The 16,903-nt window shown below is 74.1% G+C and carries 12 protein-coding genes and 1 riboswitch; of the genes, 9 read left to right on the forward strand and 3 right to left on the reverse strand.

Annotated features, from left to right (window positions below; translation table 11 throughout):
- Positions 1-33: 33 nt before the first annotated feature.
- The 3 genes from ACFZDI_RS27525 to ACFZDI_RS27535 form a co-directional block, all read right to left on the reverse strand.
- The gene (locus tag ACFZDI_RS27525) at positions 34-1,434 is read right to left on the reverse strand and encodes a hypothetical protein (RefSeq protein WP_391253978.1); all 1,401 of its coding nucleotides are present in this window, start codon (positions 1,432-1,434) and stop codon (positions 34-36) included.
- A 256-nt stretch (positions 1,435-1,690) separates the two neighbouring features.
- On the reverse strand, positions 1,691-2,818 hold the full coding sequence (locus ACFZDI_RS27530) for an alpha/beta hydrolase family protein (RefSeq protein ID WP_391253980.1): 1,128 nt from the start codon (positions 2,816-2,818) through the stop codon (positions 1,691-1,693).
- A gap of 192 nt (positions 2,819-3,010) precedes the next feature.
- The gene (locus ACFZDI_RS27535) at positions 3,011-3,742 is read right to left on the reverse strand and encodes a class II aldolase/adducin family protein (RefSeq protein ID WP_344369156.1); all 732 of its coding nucleotides are present in this window, start codon (positions 3,740-3,742) and stop codon (positions 3,011-3,013) included.
- Between the two features lie 297 nt (positions 3,743-4,039).
- Between ACFZDI_RS27535 and ACFZDI_RS27540 the strand changes: the two genes are divergently transcribed.
- From ACFZDI_RS27540 to cobI, 9 genes are all read left to right on the forward strand, one after another.
- Positions 4,040-5,299 carry an inorganic phosphate transporter gene (locus ACFZDI_RS27540; protein ID WP_391253982.1) on the forward strand — a complete coding sequence of 420 codons (1,260 nt, stop codon included), beginning with the start codon at positions 4,040-4,042 and terminating at the stop codon, positions 5,297-5,299.
- Between the two features lie 31 nt (positions 5,300-5,330).
- Entirely contained in the window at positions 5,331-5,552 is a 222-nt protein-coding gene (locus ACFZDI_RS27545) for a hypothetical protein (RefSeq protein ID WP_175431774.1), read from the forward strand.
- Positions 5,553-5,691: 139 nt separating this feature from the next.
- A riboswitch (cobalamin riboswitch) is annotated at positions 5,692-5,826 on the forward strand.
- A 100-nt stretch (positions 5,827-5,926) separates the two neighbouring features.
- A complete protein-coding gene (locus tag ACFZDI_RS27550) occupies positions 5,927-6,934 on the forward strand; it encodes a cobalamin biosynthesis protein (RefSeq protein WP_391253984.1) in 1,008 nt (335 codons plus the stop codon).
- Between the two features lies 1 nt (position 6,935).
- Positions 6,936-8,444: a cobyric acid synthase gene (locus ACFZDI_RS27555; protein WP_391253986.1), complete on the forward strand. Its 1,509-nt coding sequence runs from the start codon at positions 6,936-6,938 to the stop codon at positions 8,442-8,444.
- On the forward strand, positions 8,441-12,097 hold the full coding sequence (gene cobN, locus ACFZDI_RS27560) for a cobaltochelatase subunit CobN (protein WP_391253988.1): 3,657 nt from the start codon (positions 8,441-8,443) through the stop codon (positions 12,095-12,097). Before ACFZDI_RS27555 ends, cobN begins: the two co-directional genes overlap by 4 nt.
- Positions 12,094-14,091 (forward strand): putative cobaltochelatase, encoded by a 1,998-nt coding sequence (locus ACFZDI_RS27565; RefSeq protein WP_234850524.1) that lies wholly within the window; start codon positions 12,094-12,096, stop codon positions 14,089-14,091. The genes cobN and ACFZDI_RS27565 overlap by 4 nt, the downstream gene beginning before the upstream one ends.
- Positions 14,091-14,690, forward strand: a complete 600-nt coding sequence (cobO, locus tag ACFZDI_RS27570) for a cob(I)yrinic acid a,c-diamide adenosyltransferase (protein ID WP_234850525.1) — start codon at positions 14,091-14,093, stop codon at positions 14,688-14,690. The genes ACFZDI_RS27565 and cobO overlap by 1 nt, the downstream gene beginning before the upstream one ends.
- Entirely contained in the window at positions 14,687-16,150 is a 1,464-nt protein-coding gene (locus tag ACFZDI_RS27575) for a cobyrinate a,c-diamide synthase (protein WP_391253991.1), read from the forward strand. The genes cobO and ACFZDI_RS27575 overlap by 4 nt, the downstream gene beginning before the upstream one ends.
- Complete coding sequence (gene cobI, locus ACFZDI_RS27580) at positions 16,147-16,896, forward strand: precorrin-2 C(20)-methyltransferase (RefSeq protein ID WP_234849550.1); 750 nt, start codon at positions 16,147-16,149, stop codon at positions 16,894-16,896. The genes ACFZDI_RS27575 and cobI overlap by 4 nt, the downstream gene beginning before the upstream one ends.
- Positions 16,897-16,903: the final 7 nt, after the last annotated feature.

Consider the following 16,903-nt stretch of genomic DNA (forward strand, 5'->3'; position numbering starts at 1 on the left):
CGGTCTGGCGACGCACCAGGCACGGTTCACGCCCTAGCTACCGCCGGTGTGGACCTGGAAGGCGGCGCGGCGGACCGCCTTGGCCAGGGCCGGGTCGGGGTGCGCGGCGGCGAGGGCGACCAGGACCTGCACGGTGCGGGGGTGGCCCACGGCGCGCACCTCGTCCAGCAGCATCGGGACGGTCGGCTGCACGGCCGACTCCAGGTGGCGCACCAGCAGCGGCGCCTCACCGTGGTCGGCGACGGCGGCGGCGGTGTCCACCCACAGCCAGGTGGCCTCCGCGCGGGTGAGGACCTCGTGGGCGTCCTCGGGGTCCGCGCCGTCGTGCTCGGCGAGCCACAGCAGCGCGTACGGCCTGAGCGTGGGCTCGTCCAGCACGCCGCGGACGTCCGGCTCGGCGGGGGCGCCGACCACGCGCAGCGCCTCGAAGGCGAGGCCGCGCAGCAGGGCGTCCTCGCCGCGGGCGGCGCCGAGCAGCTCGGTGACGGCGCTGCCGACGGGGCGGGCGGCGAGCCAGGCGCGGTACTCGGCGCGGGCCGCGTTGGGACGCAGCTGGGCGCAGCCGCGGAGCATGTCCTCGGCGGCCTGCTCGATGTTCCCGGCGGGGCTCTGCGCGGCGACGCAGATCTGCTCCAGCTTGACCCAGACGGCCCAGTTGCCGAGGGGGGTGAGCGTGGCCTGGCCGTCGCCGTAGGTGAGGGCGCCGACGGAGGCTAGGGCGCGCAGCGCCCAGTCGAGCAGCGGGGCGAGCGGGGCGTCGGTGGGCTGCGGTTCGGCCTGCGGTTCGGGCTGGGGGCCGTAGGGGATCTCGCAGCGGGCGGTGCGCAGCTCGGTGACGCGCTGCTCCAGGAGGTCGAGGAGCTGTTCGACCGGGACGGGCCCGGCGGACAGCTGGAGGAAGGAGAGCGCCTGCGGCATGGCCGAGACGACCTCGGCGACGGCGGCGGGCTCGTGGTCCGCGGGCTCCGGGTGGGCGAGCGACCAGGCGTCGAAGAGCGCGACCCAGCCGCGCAGCACGGCGCTGTCGTCGCGGTCCCAGGCGCGCAGCCGCCAGCCGGGGCGGGCGGTGTCGCCGTGCACCTCGACGAGGCCGGCGAGGCGGGCGGTGTCCCAGTCGGCTCTGACCTGAGCCGGGGTCAGGCCCAGATCGCGGGCGGCCCGTTCGGCGGTCGCGTCGGAGAGGGTGGCCTTGCCGTTGTCGGTGGCGCTGTCCCGGCCGGGGCCGAGCGCCCGGTCCGCCCAGCGGGCGACGCGAGCCGCGGCGGCGAGACCTGAGCGTGCCATTCTGGCCAGTTCCGCCGGTGCCGGGGTGCCCTCCGGGGGGCGCGGCGCGGGGCGGCGCGAGCGCCGCTGGTTCATCGCTGGTGGGGCGGCGGCCAGGGGTCGCGGGCGGACGAGTCGGAGCCTGGAGTCGCGCGGGATACGGGACGTCACGGGGGCAGTCTTCCGGTTGACGGTCCGAAAACCCAAACGGAATGTCACGGCGGGCGACGGGGATGGCCAACGCACCGGCCCGCGGGAGTGGTCGAGGGCCGGAAACCGGCCAGTGGTACGACGCTAAACGGAATGATGGCGACCGGTCCCTGCGGAGCGGGACGGGACGCGGTTGCGGCCGGGCGAAGAGGACGTGAACGGCGGGTGTGGGCACGGCGCCGAGAGCAGACGCGCCGGAGGGCGTACCGCAGCCGGGTCACATCAAGGGCGTCAGGAAGCGCCGGAGCGCCTCCTCGTAGGCTTCCGGGTCGGCGTTCCACAGGGCTCCGTGCGGGGCGTGGGCGACCGTGCGCAGGGCGACCACGTCCGGGCGGGAGTCGGCGAGCCGGCGCGACAGCCGCCAGGGGGCGACGGCGTCGTCCGGTCCGTGGAAGAGCAGTGCGGGGACGCGCAGTCCGTAGGACGGGGCCGTGCCCGCGGCGCGGTCGCCGGTCAGTCCCGTGCGGCCCTGGGCGGCACGGACCGCGAGGGGCAGCAGCGCACCGGGGGTGCGGCGGGCCGAGGCGAGGGCGCGCAGGGTGGTCTCCCAGCTGAGCACCGGGGAGTCGAGGACGAGCCCGGCGACGCGGTCGCGCAGCCCCGAGTGGGTGGCGGCACGCAGGGCCATGGTGGCGCCGGTGGACCAGCCGTGCAGGACGACCTGCCGGGCGCCGTAGCGCACGGCGTAGCGGATGGCCGCGTCGAGGTCGCGCCACTCGGTCTCGCCGAGGTGGTTCAGGCCGTCGGGCGGACGCGGTGCGCCCAGGTCGCCGCGGTAGGCGAGGGCGAGCACCGGGATGTGGCCGCGGTGCAGGAACCCCATGACGTTCATGGCGAGTTCCCGGGTGGTGCCCAGACCGTGCACGGCGATCACCCAGGTGTCCCGCTTGCCCGGCACGAACCACGCGGGCAGGGAGCCGAGTTCACCGGGGACGTCGACGTCGGCGTGTTCGAGTCCGAGCGCGGTGCCGGGGTTGCCGACGTACACGTTCGGGGTGAGCCAGACCTTGTCACCGGATTCCAGCGTGCCGTGGGTGACGCTCTCCAGGCGGCGCACGACGGTGTCGGCGGGGTGCCGGACGCCGGTCAGGACGGGGCCGACGACGGCGTGGGAGCCGTCGCCGGAGAGACCGTAGCGGCCGGGGCGCAGAGCGGCGAGGTCCCGGGTGAGGCTGATCTGCCCGGCGGCGGCGCCGTGCACGGTGAGCCGGGGTTCGGTGGGCAGGGGCCTGCCGGGGGGTGCCTTGAGCGCGGCGTCGCTGGCGAGCCGGCCGGCGGCCACCGCGGCGGCACCGGCCCCGATCACGGCGGTGACGGCAGCGGCCGTCGCTCTGACAGTGCGCACGCCTCCAAGTGTCCCGGCGGATCGGGCGGGCTACCAGTGGGGCGGAGCGGCGGGGTGGTGCCGGGCACCGGCGGCGGGGTGGTACCGCGGCACCGGCGGCCCGGGGCGCGCCGGCGGCCGGGTGGGGCCGGGGTGCCGGCGGCCGGGTGGGGCCGGGTAGTGCCGCGGCGCCGGCGATGGCGTGCGGGCCGCTCAGCCGCGCTGGCCGTAGCCGCGCAGGCGCTCCGCGACCTCTGCCAGCTGCTCGCGTGACAGCAGGCTCGGGGCCAGGCCGGGCACCGAGGAGGCGGTGAGCCACAGGCGGCACATCCACTCCAGCTGGGCGGTGCGGTCGTAGGCCTGGGCGAGGGTGGCGCCGTGGGTGAGGGTGCCGTGGTTCTGGAGCAGGCAGCCGGAGCGGTCGGTGAGGGCGTGGAGCATGTTCTCGGCCAACTCGTCGCTGCCGTAGGTGGCGTAGGGGGCGACGCGGACGGGGCCGCCGAGCGCGGCGGCCATGTAGTGGATCAGCGGCAGCTCGGTCACGAGCGTCGAGACGGCCGTGGCGTGCACGGCGTGGGTGTGGACGACGGCCAGGGCGTCGGTCGTGCGGTAGACGGCGAGATGCATGGGCAGCTCGCTGGTCGGGACGAGGGTGCCGAGGACCTGCCGGCCGTCCAGGCCGACGCCCGTCACGTCCTCGGGCGTCAGCCGGTCGTAGGGGACGCCCGAGGGGGTGACCAGGACGGTGTCCCCGACGCGCACCGAGACGTTGCCGGACGTGCCGACGACGAGGCCCTCCGTGACCGTCCGGCGGGCCGTGTCGACGAGGTCGTGCCAGGCGCGTGTCTCCTCGGGGCGCGCGGTCCTGCGGCGCGGCTCCCCCGCACCCCCCTCGTCCCCCGGTACGCCCGCCGTGCCCCGCTCGTCGCCACGCTGCTCAGCCATGCCGCGATCCTGCCAGGCGGGGCCTCGCGGCGCTGCGGTGCGGGGGACTTCGGGGGCGCGCTTCGTACACGACCGCGGTGGCACCCCGACGGGTGACCGGGACCCGTTCGACGGGCCACTCGTCCGGGTGAAACGGGACACTCCTGGCAGCCGGCCGCCGGGGCACCGGGCGGCCGCGCCGGGGCGGAACGCCGACCCCCTGATGCGGTCACCCCTGCGCCCCTCCCAGTTCATCTTCCGTTCACTCAGGTTCCCTACGTTCATCGAGCCAATGACCTCGAACGATTGCCTGGGTAAATGGAAAGCTTCTCGCTGATCCTCGCGATTGTGGTGATAACCGCACTCGCGTTCGATTTCACGAACGGTTTCCACGACACCGCGAACGCCATGGCCACGACCATTTCCACGGGCGCCATGAAGCCCAAGGTTGCGGTGGCCATGTCCGCGGTCCTCAACCTGGTCGGCGCCTTCCTGTCCGTCGAAGTCGCCAACACGATCTCCAAGGGCCTCGTCGACGAGGCCGGCATCCGTCCCGAGGTCATCTTCGCCGCCCTGGTCGGCGCGATCCTCTGGAACCTGCTGACCTGGCTCGTCGGTCTGCCCTCCAGCTCCTCCCACGCCCTCATGGGCGGTCTGATCGGTGCCACGATCGCCTCGGCGGGTGTCGGCGCGGTGCACGGGGACGTGCTGGTCACCAAGGTGCTGATCCCGGCGATCGCCGCCCCGCTGGTCGCGGGCATCGCGGCGATGCTGGCCACGCGGCTGACCTACTCCCTCGGCAGCAAGGCCGAGGACAAGGCGTCCAAGAAGGGCTACCGGGCCGGCCAGATCGCCTCCGCGGGCCTGGTCTCCCTGGCGCACGGCACCAACGACGCACAGAAGACCATGGGTGTCATCACTCTCGCCCTGGTCGCCGGCGGCGCCGTGGCGCCCGACTCGGACCCGCCCATGTGGGTCATCCTCTCGGCCGGTCTCGCCATCGCGCTCGGCACCTACCTGGGCGGCTGGCGCATCATCCGCACCATGGGCAAGGGACTGACCGACCTCCAGCCGCAGCAGGGCTTCGCCGCCCAGACCTCCGCGGCCACGGTCATCCTGGCCTCCTCGCACCTCGGTTTCTCCCTCTCCACGACGCACTCCGTGTCCGGTTCGGTGATGGGTGCCGGACTCGGCCGCAAGGGCGGCGTGGTCCGCTGGTCCACCGCGACGCGGATGTTCGTCGCGTGGGGTCTGACGCTGCCGGCCGCGGCCCTGGTGGGCGCGCTCGCCGAGTACGTCACCGGCTTCGGCAGCTGGGGCACCGCCGTGGTGGCCGTCTTCCTCATCGCCTCCAGCGCGACGATCTGGAAGCTGTCGCGGCGCGAGGTGGTCGACCACACCAACGTCAACGACACCGACAGCGAGAACGACGGCGCCGAGCCCGCGGGCGTGGTCACCACGGCGATCGCCGCCGTGACGCCGCCCCCTGCGGGAGGCACGGCGTCGGCGGACCCGGTCCCGACGTTCCCGGCGCAGGCCACCGCCGAGCGCACGCCGACCACGACCACCACGGTCTGACCGCCACCGGTTACAAGGAAGAGTCTCGGATATGAAGATCGACTGGGCGGCCCTCGGCTCCGTCTTCGGCGTCAGCCTCGTGGTCACCGTGGCCCTCGTCGGCCTGTTCACCCTCGGCATCACCGGTCTCTCCCGCCGCGAGCGGGCGGTGGCGGAGGGCGGGTCCGCGAGCCTCGCCGTCACCGGCGCGTACGCGTGCTTCGCGGCCTGTGCGGCGGCCGTGGGCTACGGGATCTATCTGATCGTGGCCTGAGCGCCCCACCGCACATCGTGTCCGCCGGGCGGCACGGGACTTTGGTCCCGTGCCGCCCGGTCGTCATGCGGGGCAGGGGGCGATGTGGGGTTCTCCACACTCTCCCCTCGCAGGTCAACGGCAAGTTGACGGCCGTTCCCGGCCGTGGTGGACTGCCGGGGCCAGTACGGCGGCAGGAGAGGAAGCCGGTGAAAGTCCGGCGCGGTCCCGCCACTGTCACCGGGGTAGCAATCCCCCGGGAGCCAGGAACTCTCACCGCCGATCTCGTCGAACCAGGGCGCGGACACCCTGAGTGAGGACACATATCGCCATGCGCGGCTGCCGATCGAGGTTCACCACCCCACCCCTGCCCGCCCTCCTGGCCGGCTGAGCCCATGGGTGCCGGTCGCGTCTTCGCGTACGGCGCCGCCGCCGGTCTGATCGGTGACCTGTTGCTCGGTGATCCTCGCCGGGGGCATCCGGTCGCCGCGTTCGGGCGGGCCGCGGGCGCCGTGGAACGGGTGTTGTGGCGGGACCATCGCGGGTGGGGCGCGCTGCACACCGCCGTGTGTGCCGGCGGGGCCGTCGCCCTCGGGTCCGTCGCCGCGCGTGCCGTACGCACCTCCCCCGCCGCCTCCGTCGCGCTGACCGCTGCCGCCACCTGGGCCGTGGTCGGGGGGACTTCACTCGCCCGGGAGGCCCGGACCATCGGGCGGGCCCTGGAGGCCGGGGACGTCGAGGCGGCCCGGGCCCGGCTGCCGCACCTGTGCGGCCGCGATCCGCAGGCCCTCGACGCCGACGGCATGGCCCGGGCCGTGGTCGAGTCGGTCGCCGAGAACACCTCCGACGCGGTGGTGGGGGCTCTGGTGTGGGGCGCCGTCGGCGGGGTGCCGGGGCTGCTGGGGTTCCGGGCCGTCAACACCCTGGACGCCATGGTCGGGCACAAGTCGGCCCGCTACCGCCGCTACGGGTGGGCCTCCGCACGCCTGGACGACCTCGCGGGGTGGCCCGGAGCGCGGCTGACCGCCGTCCTCGCCGCCCTGGCCGGGCCGGATCCGCGAGGGGCCGTGCGGGCCTGGCGGGCGGATGCGGCGCAGCATCCGAGTCCCAACGCCGGGCCCGTGGAGGCTTCGTTCGCCGGGGCGCTCGGGGTGCGTCTCGGCGGGACGCTGTCGTACGGCGGGCGGGTGGAGCACCGGCCCGTGCTGAACACCGGGGGGCGTGCCGTCGGCACGCGGGACGTCGAACGGGCCGTACGGCTGTCGAAGCGCGTGACATGGCTCGCGCTCGGGGTGTGCGCGGGCGCGCGGTTGTTGACGAGTGCGCGGTTGTCCAGAGGTGCGCGATCGCTCGGGAGTGCGCCGTCGCTCCGGGGTGCGCGGTCGCTGAAGAGGGGGAAATGACATGAGCGGTGGGCTTCTCGTCGCCGGTACCACTTCCGACGCCGGCAAGAGCGTCGTGACCGCCGGGATCTGCCGGTGGCTGGTGCGCCAGGGCGTCAAGGTCGCGCCCTTCAAGGCGCAGAACATGTCCCTGAACTCCTTCGTGACGACGGAAGGGGCCGAGATCGGGCGGGCACAGGCCATGCAGGCGCAGGCCTGCCGCGTCGAGCCGACCGCGCTGATGAACCCGGTGCTGCTCAAGCCCGGTGGCGAGCAGAGCAGTCAGGTCGTGCTGCTGGGCAAGCCGGTCGGGGAGCTGAGCGCGCGCGGCTACCACGGCGGACGGCAGCAGCAGTTGCTCGGGACGGTGCTGGACTGCCTGGAGCAGTTGCGGGGCACGTATGACGCGGTGATCTGTGAGGGGGCCGGTTCTCCCGCCGAGATCAACCTGCGGCGGACGGACATCGTGAACATGGGGATCGCCCGGGGCGCCGGGCTGCCCGTGCTCGTCGTCGGCGACATCGACCGGGGCGGGGTGTTCGCCTCGTTCTTCGGGACGGTGGCGCTGCTGTCGCCCGAGGACCAGCGTTGCGTCGCCGGGTTCCTCGTCAACAAGTTCCGCGGGGACGTCTCCCTGCTGGAACCGGGCCTGGACATGCTGCACGGGCTCACGGGGCGGAAGACGTACGGCGTGCTGCCGTTCCGGCACGGGCTCGGGATCGACGAGGAGGACGGACTGCGGGTCTCCCTGCGGGGAGCGGTCCGGGAGTCCGTCGTCGCCCCGCCCGTCGGCGAGGACGTGCTGCGGGTCGCGGTCTGTGCCGTGCCGCTGATGTCCAACTTCACCGATGTGGACGCGCTGGCCGCCGAACCGGGCGTCGTGGTGCGGTTCGTGGACCGGCCGGAGGAGCTGTCCGACGCCGACCTCGTCGTCGTGCCCGGCACCCGCGGGACGGTCCGGGCGCTGGAGTGGCTGCGCGAGCGCGGGCTCGCCGACGCCCTGGTGCGCAGGGCCGCCGAGCAGCGGCCCGTGCTCGGCATCTGCGGTGGCTTCCAGATCCTCGGCGAGCACATCGAGGACGACGTGGAGAGCCGAAGGGGACACGTCGGCGGGCTCGGGATCCTGCCCGTGCGGGTGCGGTTCGCCCGCGAGAAGACCCTCACCCGGCCGGAGGGCGAGGCCCTCGGCGAGCGGGTCGAGGGTTACGAGATCCATCACGGTGTCGCCGACGTCCAGGGCGGCACGCCCTTCCTGGACGGCTGCCGGGTCGGCCAGACCTGGGGCACGCACTGGCACGGCTCCCTGGAGTCGGACGGCTTCCGGCGGGCCTTTCTGCGCGAGGTGGCGGCCGCCGCGGGCCGCCGTTTCGTGCCCGCGCCGGACACCTCGTTCGCCGCGCTGCGCGAGGAGCAGCTCGACCGGCTCGGCGACCTGATCGAACAGCACGCGGACACCGACGCGCTGTGGCGGCTCATCGAGTCCGGCGCGCCGCAAGGACTGCCCTTCATTCCACCGGGAGCACCCGCATGAGCACTGTGTTGTTGTTGTCGACCGCCGACACGGACCTGCTGGCGGCCCGGGCCGCCTCCGGTGCCGACTACCGGATCGGCAACCCGACCCGCGTGGACGTCCGGGAGGAGCTGCCCGCCCTGCTGGACGGGGCGTCCGTCGCCGTCGTCCGGTTGCTCGGCGGCAAGCGGGCCTGGGAGGACGGGCTCGCCGCGCTGAGGGCCTCCGGCATCCCCACCGTGCTGCTGGGCGGCGAGGCCGTGCCGGACGCGGAGCTGATGGCCGAGTCGTCCGTCCCGGCCGGTGTCGTCGCGGAGGCGCTCAGGTACCTCGTGGAGGGCGGGCCGGACAACCTCACCGAACTCGCCCGGTTCCTCTCGGACACCGTGCTGCTGACGGGCGAGGGGTTCGACGAGCCGCGGAAGATGCCGGAGTACGGCGTCCACGGCGAGCGCGCCCGCGTGGAGGGCCGTCCGACCGTCGGCGTGCTCTTCTACCGGGCGCACGAACTGAGCGGCAACACCGCCTTCGTCGACACCCTGTGCGACGCGATCGAGGCGCGGGGCGCCAACGCGCTGCCCGTGTACTGCGGTTCGCTGCGCGGGGCGGACGCGGGCCTGTACGAGATTCTCGGGCAGGCCGACGCCCTGGTCGCCACCGTCCTCGCGGCCGGCGGCACGCACGCCTCGCAGGCCTCGGCAGGCGGCGACGAGGAGGCCTGGGACATCGGCGCCCTCGCCGAGCTGGACATCCCCGTGCTGCAGGGCCTGTGCCTGACGTCCTCGCGGCAGGCCTGGGCGGACTCGGACGCCGCCCTCTCCCCTATGGACGCCGCGATGCAGGTGGCGATCCCGGAGTTCGACGGGCGGCTGATCACCGTGCCGTTCTCCTTCAAGGAGCAGGGCCCGGACGACGTGCCCGTCTACGTCGCCGACCCGGAGCGTGCGGGGCGCGTCGCCGGCATCGCCGTACGGCACGCGCGGCTGCGGCACAAGGAGAACGCCGAGAAGAAGCTGGCGCTGGTCTTCACCGCGTACCCGACGAAGCACTCGCGGGTTGGCAACGCGGTCGGGCTGGACACGCCGGCTTCGGCGGTGCGGGTGCTGGACGCGCTGCGGGACGCCGGGTACGTCGTCGAGGGGCATCCGGACCAGGGCGACGAGCTGATCCACCGGCTCATCAACGCCGGTGGCCACGACGTGGAGTGGCTGACGGAGGAGCAGCTGGCCGCCGCGCCCGCGCGGGTGCCGCTGGCGGACTACCGGGCGTGGTTCGAGAAGCTGGACCCGGAGCTGAGGGACGCCATGACCGAGGCGTGGGGCGAGCCGCCGGGCAGCCTGTACGTCGACGGCGACGACATCGTGCTGGCGTCCCTGCAGTTCGGGAACGTCGTCGTGATGATCCAGCCGCCGCGCGGCTTCGGCGAGAACCCGATCGCGATCTACCACGACCCGGACATGCCGCCGTCCCACCACTACATGGCGGCCTACCGGTGGCTGGAGAACAGTTTCGGCGCCGACGCCATCGTGCACATGGGCAAGCACGGCACCATGGAGTGGCTGCCCGGCAAGGGGCTCGGGCTCAGCGGGGGCTGCGCCCCGGACGCGGTCCTCGGGGACCTGCCGCTGGTCTACCCGTTCATCGTCAACGACCCGGGCGAGGGCACCCAGGCCAAGCGGCGCGGGCACGCCACGGTCGTCGACCACCTGGTGCCGCCGATGGCCCGGGCCGACACCTACGGCGACCTGGCCAAGCTGGAGCAGCTCCTCGATGAGTACGCGCTCGTCTCCGACCTGGACCCGGCGAAGGCCCCGACCGTGCGCGCCCAGATCTGGACGCTGGTCAAGGCCGCGGAACTCCACCACGACCTGCACGTCGACGAACAGCCGGACGACGAGGAGTTCGACGAGTTCGTCATGCACATCGACGGCTATCTGTGCGAGATCAAGGACGTGCAGATCCGCGACGGCCTGCACATCCTGGGCGGCGGGCCGGTCGGCGAGCCGCGCGTCAATCTCGTGCTGGCCGTGCTGCGCGCCTCGCAGGTGTGGGGCGGACAGGCCAACGCGCTGCCGGGCCTCAGGGCCTCGCTGGCGCGGCACTTCGGGCTGGTGGAGAAGGAACTGCTGGCCGAGCCGGGCGCCCCGGTGAAGGTGCCGGTGGAGCTGACGGACCTGGTGGACGGCCCCGCGCGCAGTGCGGCCGACGCGATCGACCTGCTGGAGCAGCTGTGCCGGCGGATCGCGGAGGGCATGGAGGAGCGCGGCTGGGCGGTCGCCGAGGGCCCGGCTCTGGTCCGGGAGGTCCTCGGCACCGAACTGCCCGACGCGGTCGCCGTGCTGGAGTTCGCCTGCACCGAGGTCGTGCCCCGGCTGGAGCGGACCACCGACGAGATCGGGCACATCCTGCGGGCGCTGCGGGGCGGTTACGTCCCGGCCGGTCCGTCCGGTTCGCCGACCCGCGGGCTCGTCAACGTCCTGCCGACGGGCCGCAACTTCTACTCCGTCGACCCCAAGGCCATCCCGTCCCGGCTGAGCTGGGAGGTCGGGCAGTCCCTCGCCGACTCGCTGGTGCAGCGGTATCTGCAGGACACCGGTGAGTACCCGACGTCCGTCGGCCTGACGGTGTGGGGCACCTCGGCGATGCGCACCCAGGGCGACGACATCGCCGAGATCCTGGCGCTGCTGGGCTGCCGGCCGGTGTGGGACGACGCCTCGCGCCGGGTGACCGGGTTCGAGGTGGTCCCGCTAGCGGAGCTCGGCCGGCCGCGCATCGACGTGACGGTCCGCATCTCGGGCTTCTTCCGGGACGCGTTCCCGCACGTCGTGGGCCTGATCGACGACGCCGTGCGCACGGTGGCCGAGCTGGACGAACCGGCCGAGTCCAACTACGTCCGGGCCCATGCCGACCAGGACACCGCCGAGCACGGCGACCGCCGCCGGGCCACGGCCCGCATCTTCGGCTCCAAGCCGGGGGCGTACGGCGCCGGTCTGCTGCCGCTGATCGACGCCCGCAACTGGCGCTCCGACGCGGACCTCGCCGAGGTGTACGCGGTGTGGGGCGGCTACGCCTACGGGCGCGGGCTCGACGGGCGGGCCGCGCGCGGTGACATGGAGACGGCGTTCAAGCGGATCGCCGTCGCCGCGAAGAACGTCGACACCCGTGAGCACGACCTGGTCGACGCCGACGACTACTTCCAGTACCACGGCGGCATGGTCGCCATGGTGCGGCATCTGACGGGCGCGAGCCCCGAGGCGTACGTCGGCGACTCGGCCACCCCCGACCAGGTGAAGACCCGCACGCTCGGCGAGGAGACCCACCGCGTCTTCCGCGCCCGGGTGGTCAACCCGCGCTGGATGGCGGCCATGCGGCGGCACGGCTACAAGGGCGCCTTCGAGATGGCGGCGACCGTGGACTACCTGTTCGGGTACGACGCCACGGCCGGGGTCGTCGACGACTGGATGTACGAGAAGCTCAGCTCCGAGTACGTCTTCGACCCGGAGAACCGGGACTTCATGAAGAAATCCAACCCCTGGGCGCTGCGCGGCATCACCGAGCGGCTCCTGGAGGCCGCCGACCGCGGACTGTGGGCCGAGCCGGACGCGGAGACGCTTCAGCGGCTGCGCGCCACCTACCTGGAACTCGAAGGCGACTTGGAGGGCGACGAGAAGTGACCACCCCCTTTCCGTTCACGGCCGTCGTCGGCCAGGACGACCTGCGGCTCGCGCTGCTGCTGAACGCGGTGTCACCGGCGGTCGGCGGTGTGCTGGTGCGCGGCGAGAAGGGCACGGCCAAGTCGACGGCGGTGCGGGCTCTGTCGGCGCTGCTGCCCAAGGTCCCGGTCGTCCCCGGCTGCCGTTTCTCCTGCGACCCCGCCTCCCCCGACCCGGGGTGCCCGGACGGGCCCCACGAGACCGGCGGCGGCACCGAGCGGCCCGCCCGCATGGTCGAACTGCCCGTCGGCGCCTCCGAGGACCGGCTGGTGGGCGCGCTCGACATCGAGCGGGCCCTCTCCGAGGGCGTGAAGGCCTTCGAGCCGGGCCTGCTCGCGGACGCGCACCGCGGGATCCTCTACGTCGACGAGGTCAACCTCCTCCACGACCACCTGGTCGACCTGCTGCTGGACGCCGCCGCGATGGGCGCCTCGTACGTCGAGCGCGAGGGCGTCTCCGTACGGCACGCCGCCCGTTTCCTGCTCGTCGGCACCATGAACCCCGAGGAGGGCGAGCTGCGGCCGCAGTTGCTCGACCGGTTCGGGCTGACCGTCGAGGTCGCGGCCTCGCGGGAGCCGGACCAGCGGGTGGAGGTCGTCAAGCGGCGGCTGGCCTACGACGACGACCCGGCCGCCTTCGCCGCGCGCTGGGCCGAGGAGGAGGCCGCCGTGCGGGCGCGGATCGTCGCCGCGCGGGAGCTGCTGCCGTCCGTGCGGCTGGGCGACGGGGCGCTGCGGCAGATCGCGGCGACCTGCGCGGCCTTCGAGGTGGACGGCATGCGCGCCGACATCGTGATGGCGCGCACCGCCACCGCGCTGGCCGCCTGGGCCGGGCGCACGGACGTGCTCGCGGAGGACGTCCGGCAGGCGGCGCTGCTCGCGCTGCCGCACCGGCGGCGGCGCAACCCCTTCGACGCGCCGGGACTCGACGAGGACAAGCTCGACGAGACCCTGGAGGAGTTCGGCGGCTCGGACGACGACGACCCGGACCCGGACCCCGGCCCGGACGGGCCCGGCGGAGGCGGCGGACAGCCGGAACCCGACGACGCGCCCCAGGGCGGCGACGACACCGCGGCCCGGCCCGAGGCCGGGGAGAACGGGCAGCCGCAGCCCTCGGGCGCCGGCGAGCAGTCGGCCGTACGGGCCTCCGAGCCGTTCCGCACCAGGGTGCTGAGCGTGCCCGGGATCGGCGAGGGTGCCGCCGGGCGGCGTTCGCGGGCGCGCACCGAGCACGGGCGGACGACCGGGGCCCGGCGGCCCCGGGGCGCGCTCACCAAGCTGCACCTGGCGGCGACCGTGCAGGCGGCGGCGCCGCACCAGCGGGCGCGCGGACGGTCCGGCCCGGGCCTGGTCGTGCGCCGGGACGATCTGCGGCAGGCCACCCGCGAGGGGCGCGAGGGCAACCTCGTGCTGTTCGTCGTGGACGCCTCCGGGTCGATGGCGGCGCGGCAGCGGATGAGCGCCGTGAAGGGCGCCGTGCTGTCGCTGCTGCTGGACGCCTACCAGCGGCGCGACAAGGTGGGCCTGGTGACCTTCCGCGGCACGGACGCGGACGTGGCGCTGCCGCCGACCTCGTCGGTGGACGCGGCGGCGGCCCGGCTGGAGACGCTGCCCACCGGCGGGCGCACGCCGCTCGCCGCGGGGCTGCTGCGCGCGCACGACGTGCTGCGCGTGGAGCGGTTGCGCGACCCGGCCCGGCGGCCGCTGGTGGTGCTGGTGACGGACGGGCGGGCCACCGGCGGCCCGGAGCCGGTCGCCCTGGCCGGGCGTGCGGCGCGGCTGTTCGCGGCCGACGGTCTCGCCTCGGTCGTCGTGGACTGCGAGTCGGGGCCGGTGCGGCTGGGGCTCGCCGGGCAGCTCGCGGGTGAACTGGGCGGTACGGCGGTGACATTGGACGAGCTGCGGGCGGACAGCATCGCCGGGCTGGTGAAGGACGTGCAGAGGAGGGCCGCGTAATGCCGCAGGGACAGCCGAGTGTGGTGCCGGACGACGGGCTGACGACCCGGCAGCGGCGGAACCGGCCGCTGGTCGTCGTCCACACGGGCATCGGCAAGGGCAAGTCCACCGCCGCCTTCGGGCTCGCGCTGCGGGCCTGGAACCAGGGGTGGCCCATCGGGGTGTTCCAGTTCGTCAAGTCGGCGAAGTGGAAGGTCGGCGAGGAGAACGCGCTGCGGGTGCTCGGCGCCTCCGGCGAGGGCGGGTCCGTCGACTGGCACAAGATGGGCGAGGGCTGGTCGTGGGTGCAGCGCGACGCCCAGATGGACAACGAGGAGAAGGCCCGGGAGGGCTGGGAGCAGGTCAAGCGGGACCTGGCGGCCGAGACGTACAAGCTGTACGTGCTCGACGAGTTCGCCTACCCGATGCACTGGGGCTGGGTGGACACGGACGAGGTGATCTCCGTGCTGCGGGACCGGCCCGGCACCCAGCACGTCGTCATCACCGGGCGGAACGCGCCCGGAAAGCTCGTGGACTTCGCCGATCTCGTGACCGACATGTCCAAGGTCAAGCACCCCATGGACGTGGGGCAGAAGGGCCAGAGGGGCATCGAGTGGTGAGTGCTTCCGTCCCTCGGCTGGTCATCGCCGCGCCCTCGTCGGGCAGTGGCAAGACCACCGTTGCCACGGGGTTGATGGCCGCGTTCGCCGCGCGGGGGCTCGCCGTGTCCCCGCACAAGGTCGGACCGGACTACATCGACCCCGGGTACCACGCGCTCGCGACCGGGCGGGTGGGACGGAACCTCGACGCGTACCTGTGCGGGCCCGAGCTGGTCGGGCCGCTGTTCCTGCACGGGGCGCGGGGGTGTGACATCGCCGTCGTCGAGGGCGTGATGGGGCTGTACGACGGGGCCGCGGGCGAGGGTGAGCTGGCTTCGACGGCTCATGTCGCGAAGCTGCTCGGGGCGCCGGTGGTGCTGGTCGTGGACGCGTCGTCGCAGTCACGGTCGGTGGCGGCGCTGGTGCACGGCTTCGCCTCCTGGGATCCGGAGGTGCGGGTCGGGGGCGTGATCCTCAACAAGGTCGCCTCGGACCGGCACGAGGAGCTGTTGCGGGAGGCGTTGGAGCAGGCGGGGGTGCCGGTGCTGGGGGTGTTGCGGCGGGTTGCTCAGGTGGCTACGCCGTCGCGGCATCTGGGGCTGGTGCCGGTCGCCGAGCGGCGTGCTGCGGCGGTTGAGGCGGTGGCGGCGATGGGGGCGCAGGTCTCCGAGGGCTGTGATCTCGACGCGTTGGCCCGGCTGGCGCGGAGTGCGAGTGCGTTGTCGGGGGCGGCCTGGGATGCGGCCGAGGCCGTTTCCGCGCCCCCGCCGCCCCTCCCCTTCCCGTCCTCCAGGGGCTCCGCCCCTTCGACCCCGCCGGAGGGCTCCGCCCCCCGGACCCCCGGTCGGCCTGAACGGCCTCGTCCTCAAACGCCGGACCGGCTGGTTGTCGCTGTTGCCGGCGGGGAGGCGTTCACCTTCTCCTACGCCGAGACCACCGAACTGCTCACCGCCGCCGGGGCCGAAGTCGTCACCTTCGACCCCCTGCGGGACCAGGAACTGCCCGAGAAGACCGCCGGGTTGGTGATCGGGGGCGGGTTCCCCGAGGTGTACGCCGCCGAGCTGTCCGCCAACGTGCCGCTGCGCAAGGCCGTCGCCGAGCTGGCGGGCAGCGGCGCTCCCGTGGCCGCCGAGTGTGCCGGGCTGCTGTATCTGTGCCGGGAGCTGGACGGGCTGCCGATGTGCGGGGTGCTGGACGCCTCGGCGCGGATGACCGAGCGGCTCACGCTGGGCTACCGGGACGCCGTGGCCGTGGGCGACAGCGTGCTCGCGGTGGCCGGGACGCGGATGCGCGGGCACGAGTTCCACCGGACCGTCGTGGAGCCCGGCTCGGGGGCGGAGCCCGCCTGGGGGGTCCGCACCCCCCGGCCGCGGGTCGAAGGTTTTGTACAGCGCGGTGTGCACGCGAGCTATCTGCACACGCACTGGGCGTCCGAGCCCGGTGTCGCCCGTCGGTTCGTCGAGAGGTGCCGGACGTCATGAGCAGCAGGCTGGTCGGAGTCGGGGTGGGACCCGGGGATCCGGAGCTGGTGACCGTCAAGGGCGTCAACGCCCTGCGCGAGGCCGATGTCGTGGTGGTGCCCGTGATGGCCGCGCCCGACGGGCGGGACGGCGGCGAGCCCGGGCGGGCCGAGGCGACCGTCCTGCACTACGTGCCCGAGGAGAAGGTCGTCCGGGTCGTGTTCGCGCTGAACGAGCGCAGCGACCGGGCCCGGCGCGAGGCGGCCTGGGACGCGGCCGGCGAGCGGGTCGCCGAGTTGTTGCGGCGGCACGCGTCGGTGGCTTTCGCGACGATCGGGGACCCCAACGTCTACTCGACGTTCACCTACCTCGCGCAGACCATCACCGAGCTCGTGCCGGGAACGGTCGTCGCGACGGTGCCCGGGATCACCGCCATGCAGGACCTGGCCGCCCGGTCCGGTGCCGTGCTGACCGAGGGGACCGAGCCGCTCACGCTCGTGCCCGTCACCGCCGGGTCGGCCGTGCTGAAGGACGCGCTGGCCGGGCCGGGGACCGTCGTCGCCTACAAGTTCGGGCGGCAGGCGCACGAGGTCGCCGAGGCGCTGCGGGAGACCGGGCGGCTCGCCGACGCCGTGTGGGGCTCCGCGCTCGGGCTGCCGGAGGAGTCCGTACGCCGGGCCGCCGAACTCGACGACGCGCCCCTGCCCTACCTGTCGACGCTCATCGCACCCGCCCGGCGCGACGGCGGCCGGGGCGGAAAGCTCTGACCCGTCC

The sequence above is a fragment of the Streptomyces sp. NPDC007907 genome (assembly GCF_042959365.1).
GTDB lineage: Bacteria > Actinomycetota > Actinomycetes > Streptomycetales > Streptomycetaceae > Streptomyces > Streptomyces indiaensis.

What these genes read in the sequence shown, in the direction of transcription:
- ACFZDI_RS27540 (WP_391253982.1), top strand. Translation starts at nt 4,040, where the DNA reads ATGGAAAGCTTCTCGCTGATCCTCGCGATTGTGGTGATAACCGCACTC.
- ACFZDI_RS27555 (WP_391253986.1), top strand. Translation starts at nt 6,936, where the DNA reads ATGAGCGGTGGGCTTCTCGTCGCCGGTACCACTTCCGACGCCGGCAAG.
- ACFZDI_RS27535 (WP_344369156.1), bottom strand. Translation starts at nt 3,742, where the DNA reads ATGGCTGAGCAGCGTGGCGACGAGCGGGGCACGGCGGGCGTACCGGGG.
- ACFZDI_RS27550 (WP_391253984.1), top strand. Translation starts at nt 5,927, where the DNA reads ATGGGTGCCGGTCGCGTCTTCGCGTACGGCGCCGCCGCCGGTCTGATC.
- ACFZDI_RS27545 (WP_175431774.1), top strand. Translation starts at nt 5,331, where the DNA reads ATGAAGATCGACTGGGCGGCCCTCGGCTCCGTCTTCGGCGTCAGCCTC.
- cobN (WP_391253988.1), top strand. Translation starts at nt 8,441, where the DNA reads ATGAGCACTGTGTTGTTGTTGTCGACCGCCGACACGGACCTGCTGGCG.
- cobO (WP_234850525.1), top strand. Translation starts at nt 14,091, where the DNA reads ATGCCGCAGGGACAGCCGAGTGTGGTGCCGGACGACGGGCTGACGACC.
- cobI (WP_234849550.1), top strand. Translation starts at nt 16,147, where the DNA reads ATGAGCAGCAGGCTGGTCGGAGTCGGGGTGGGACCCGGGGATCCGGAG.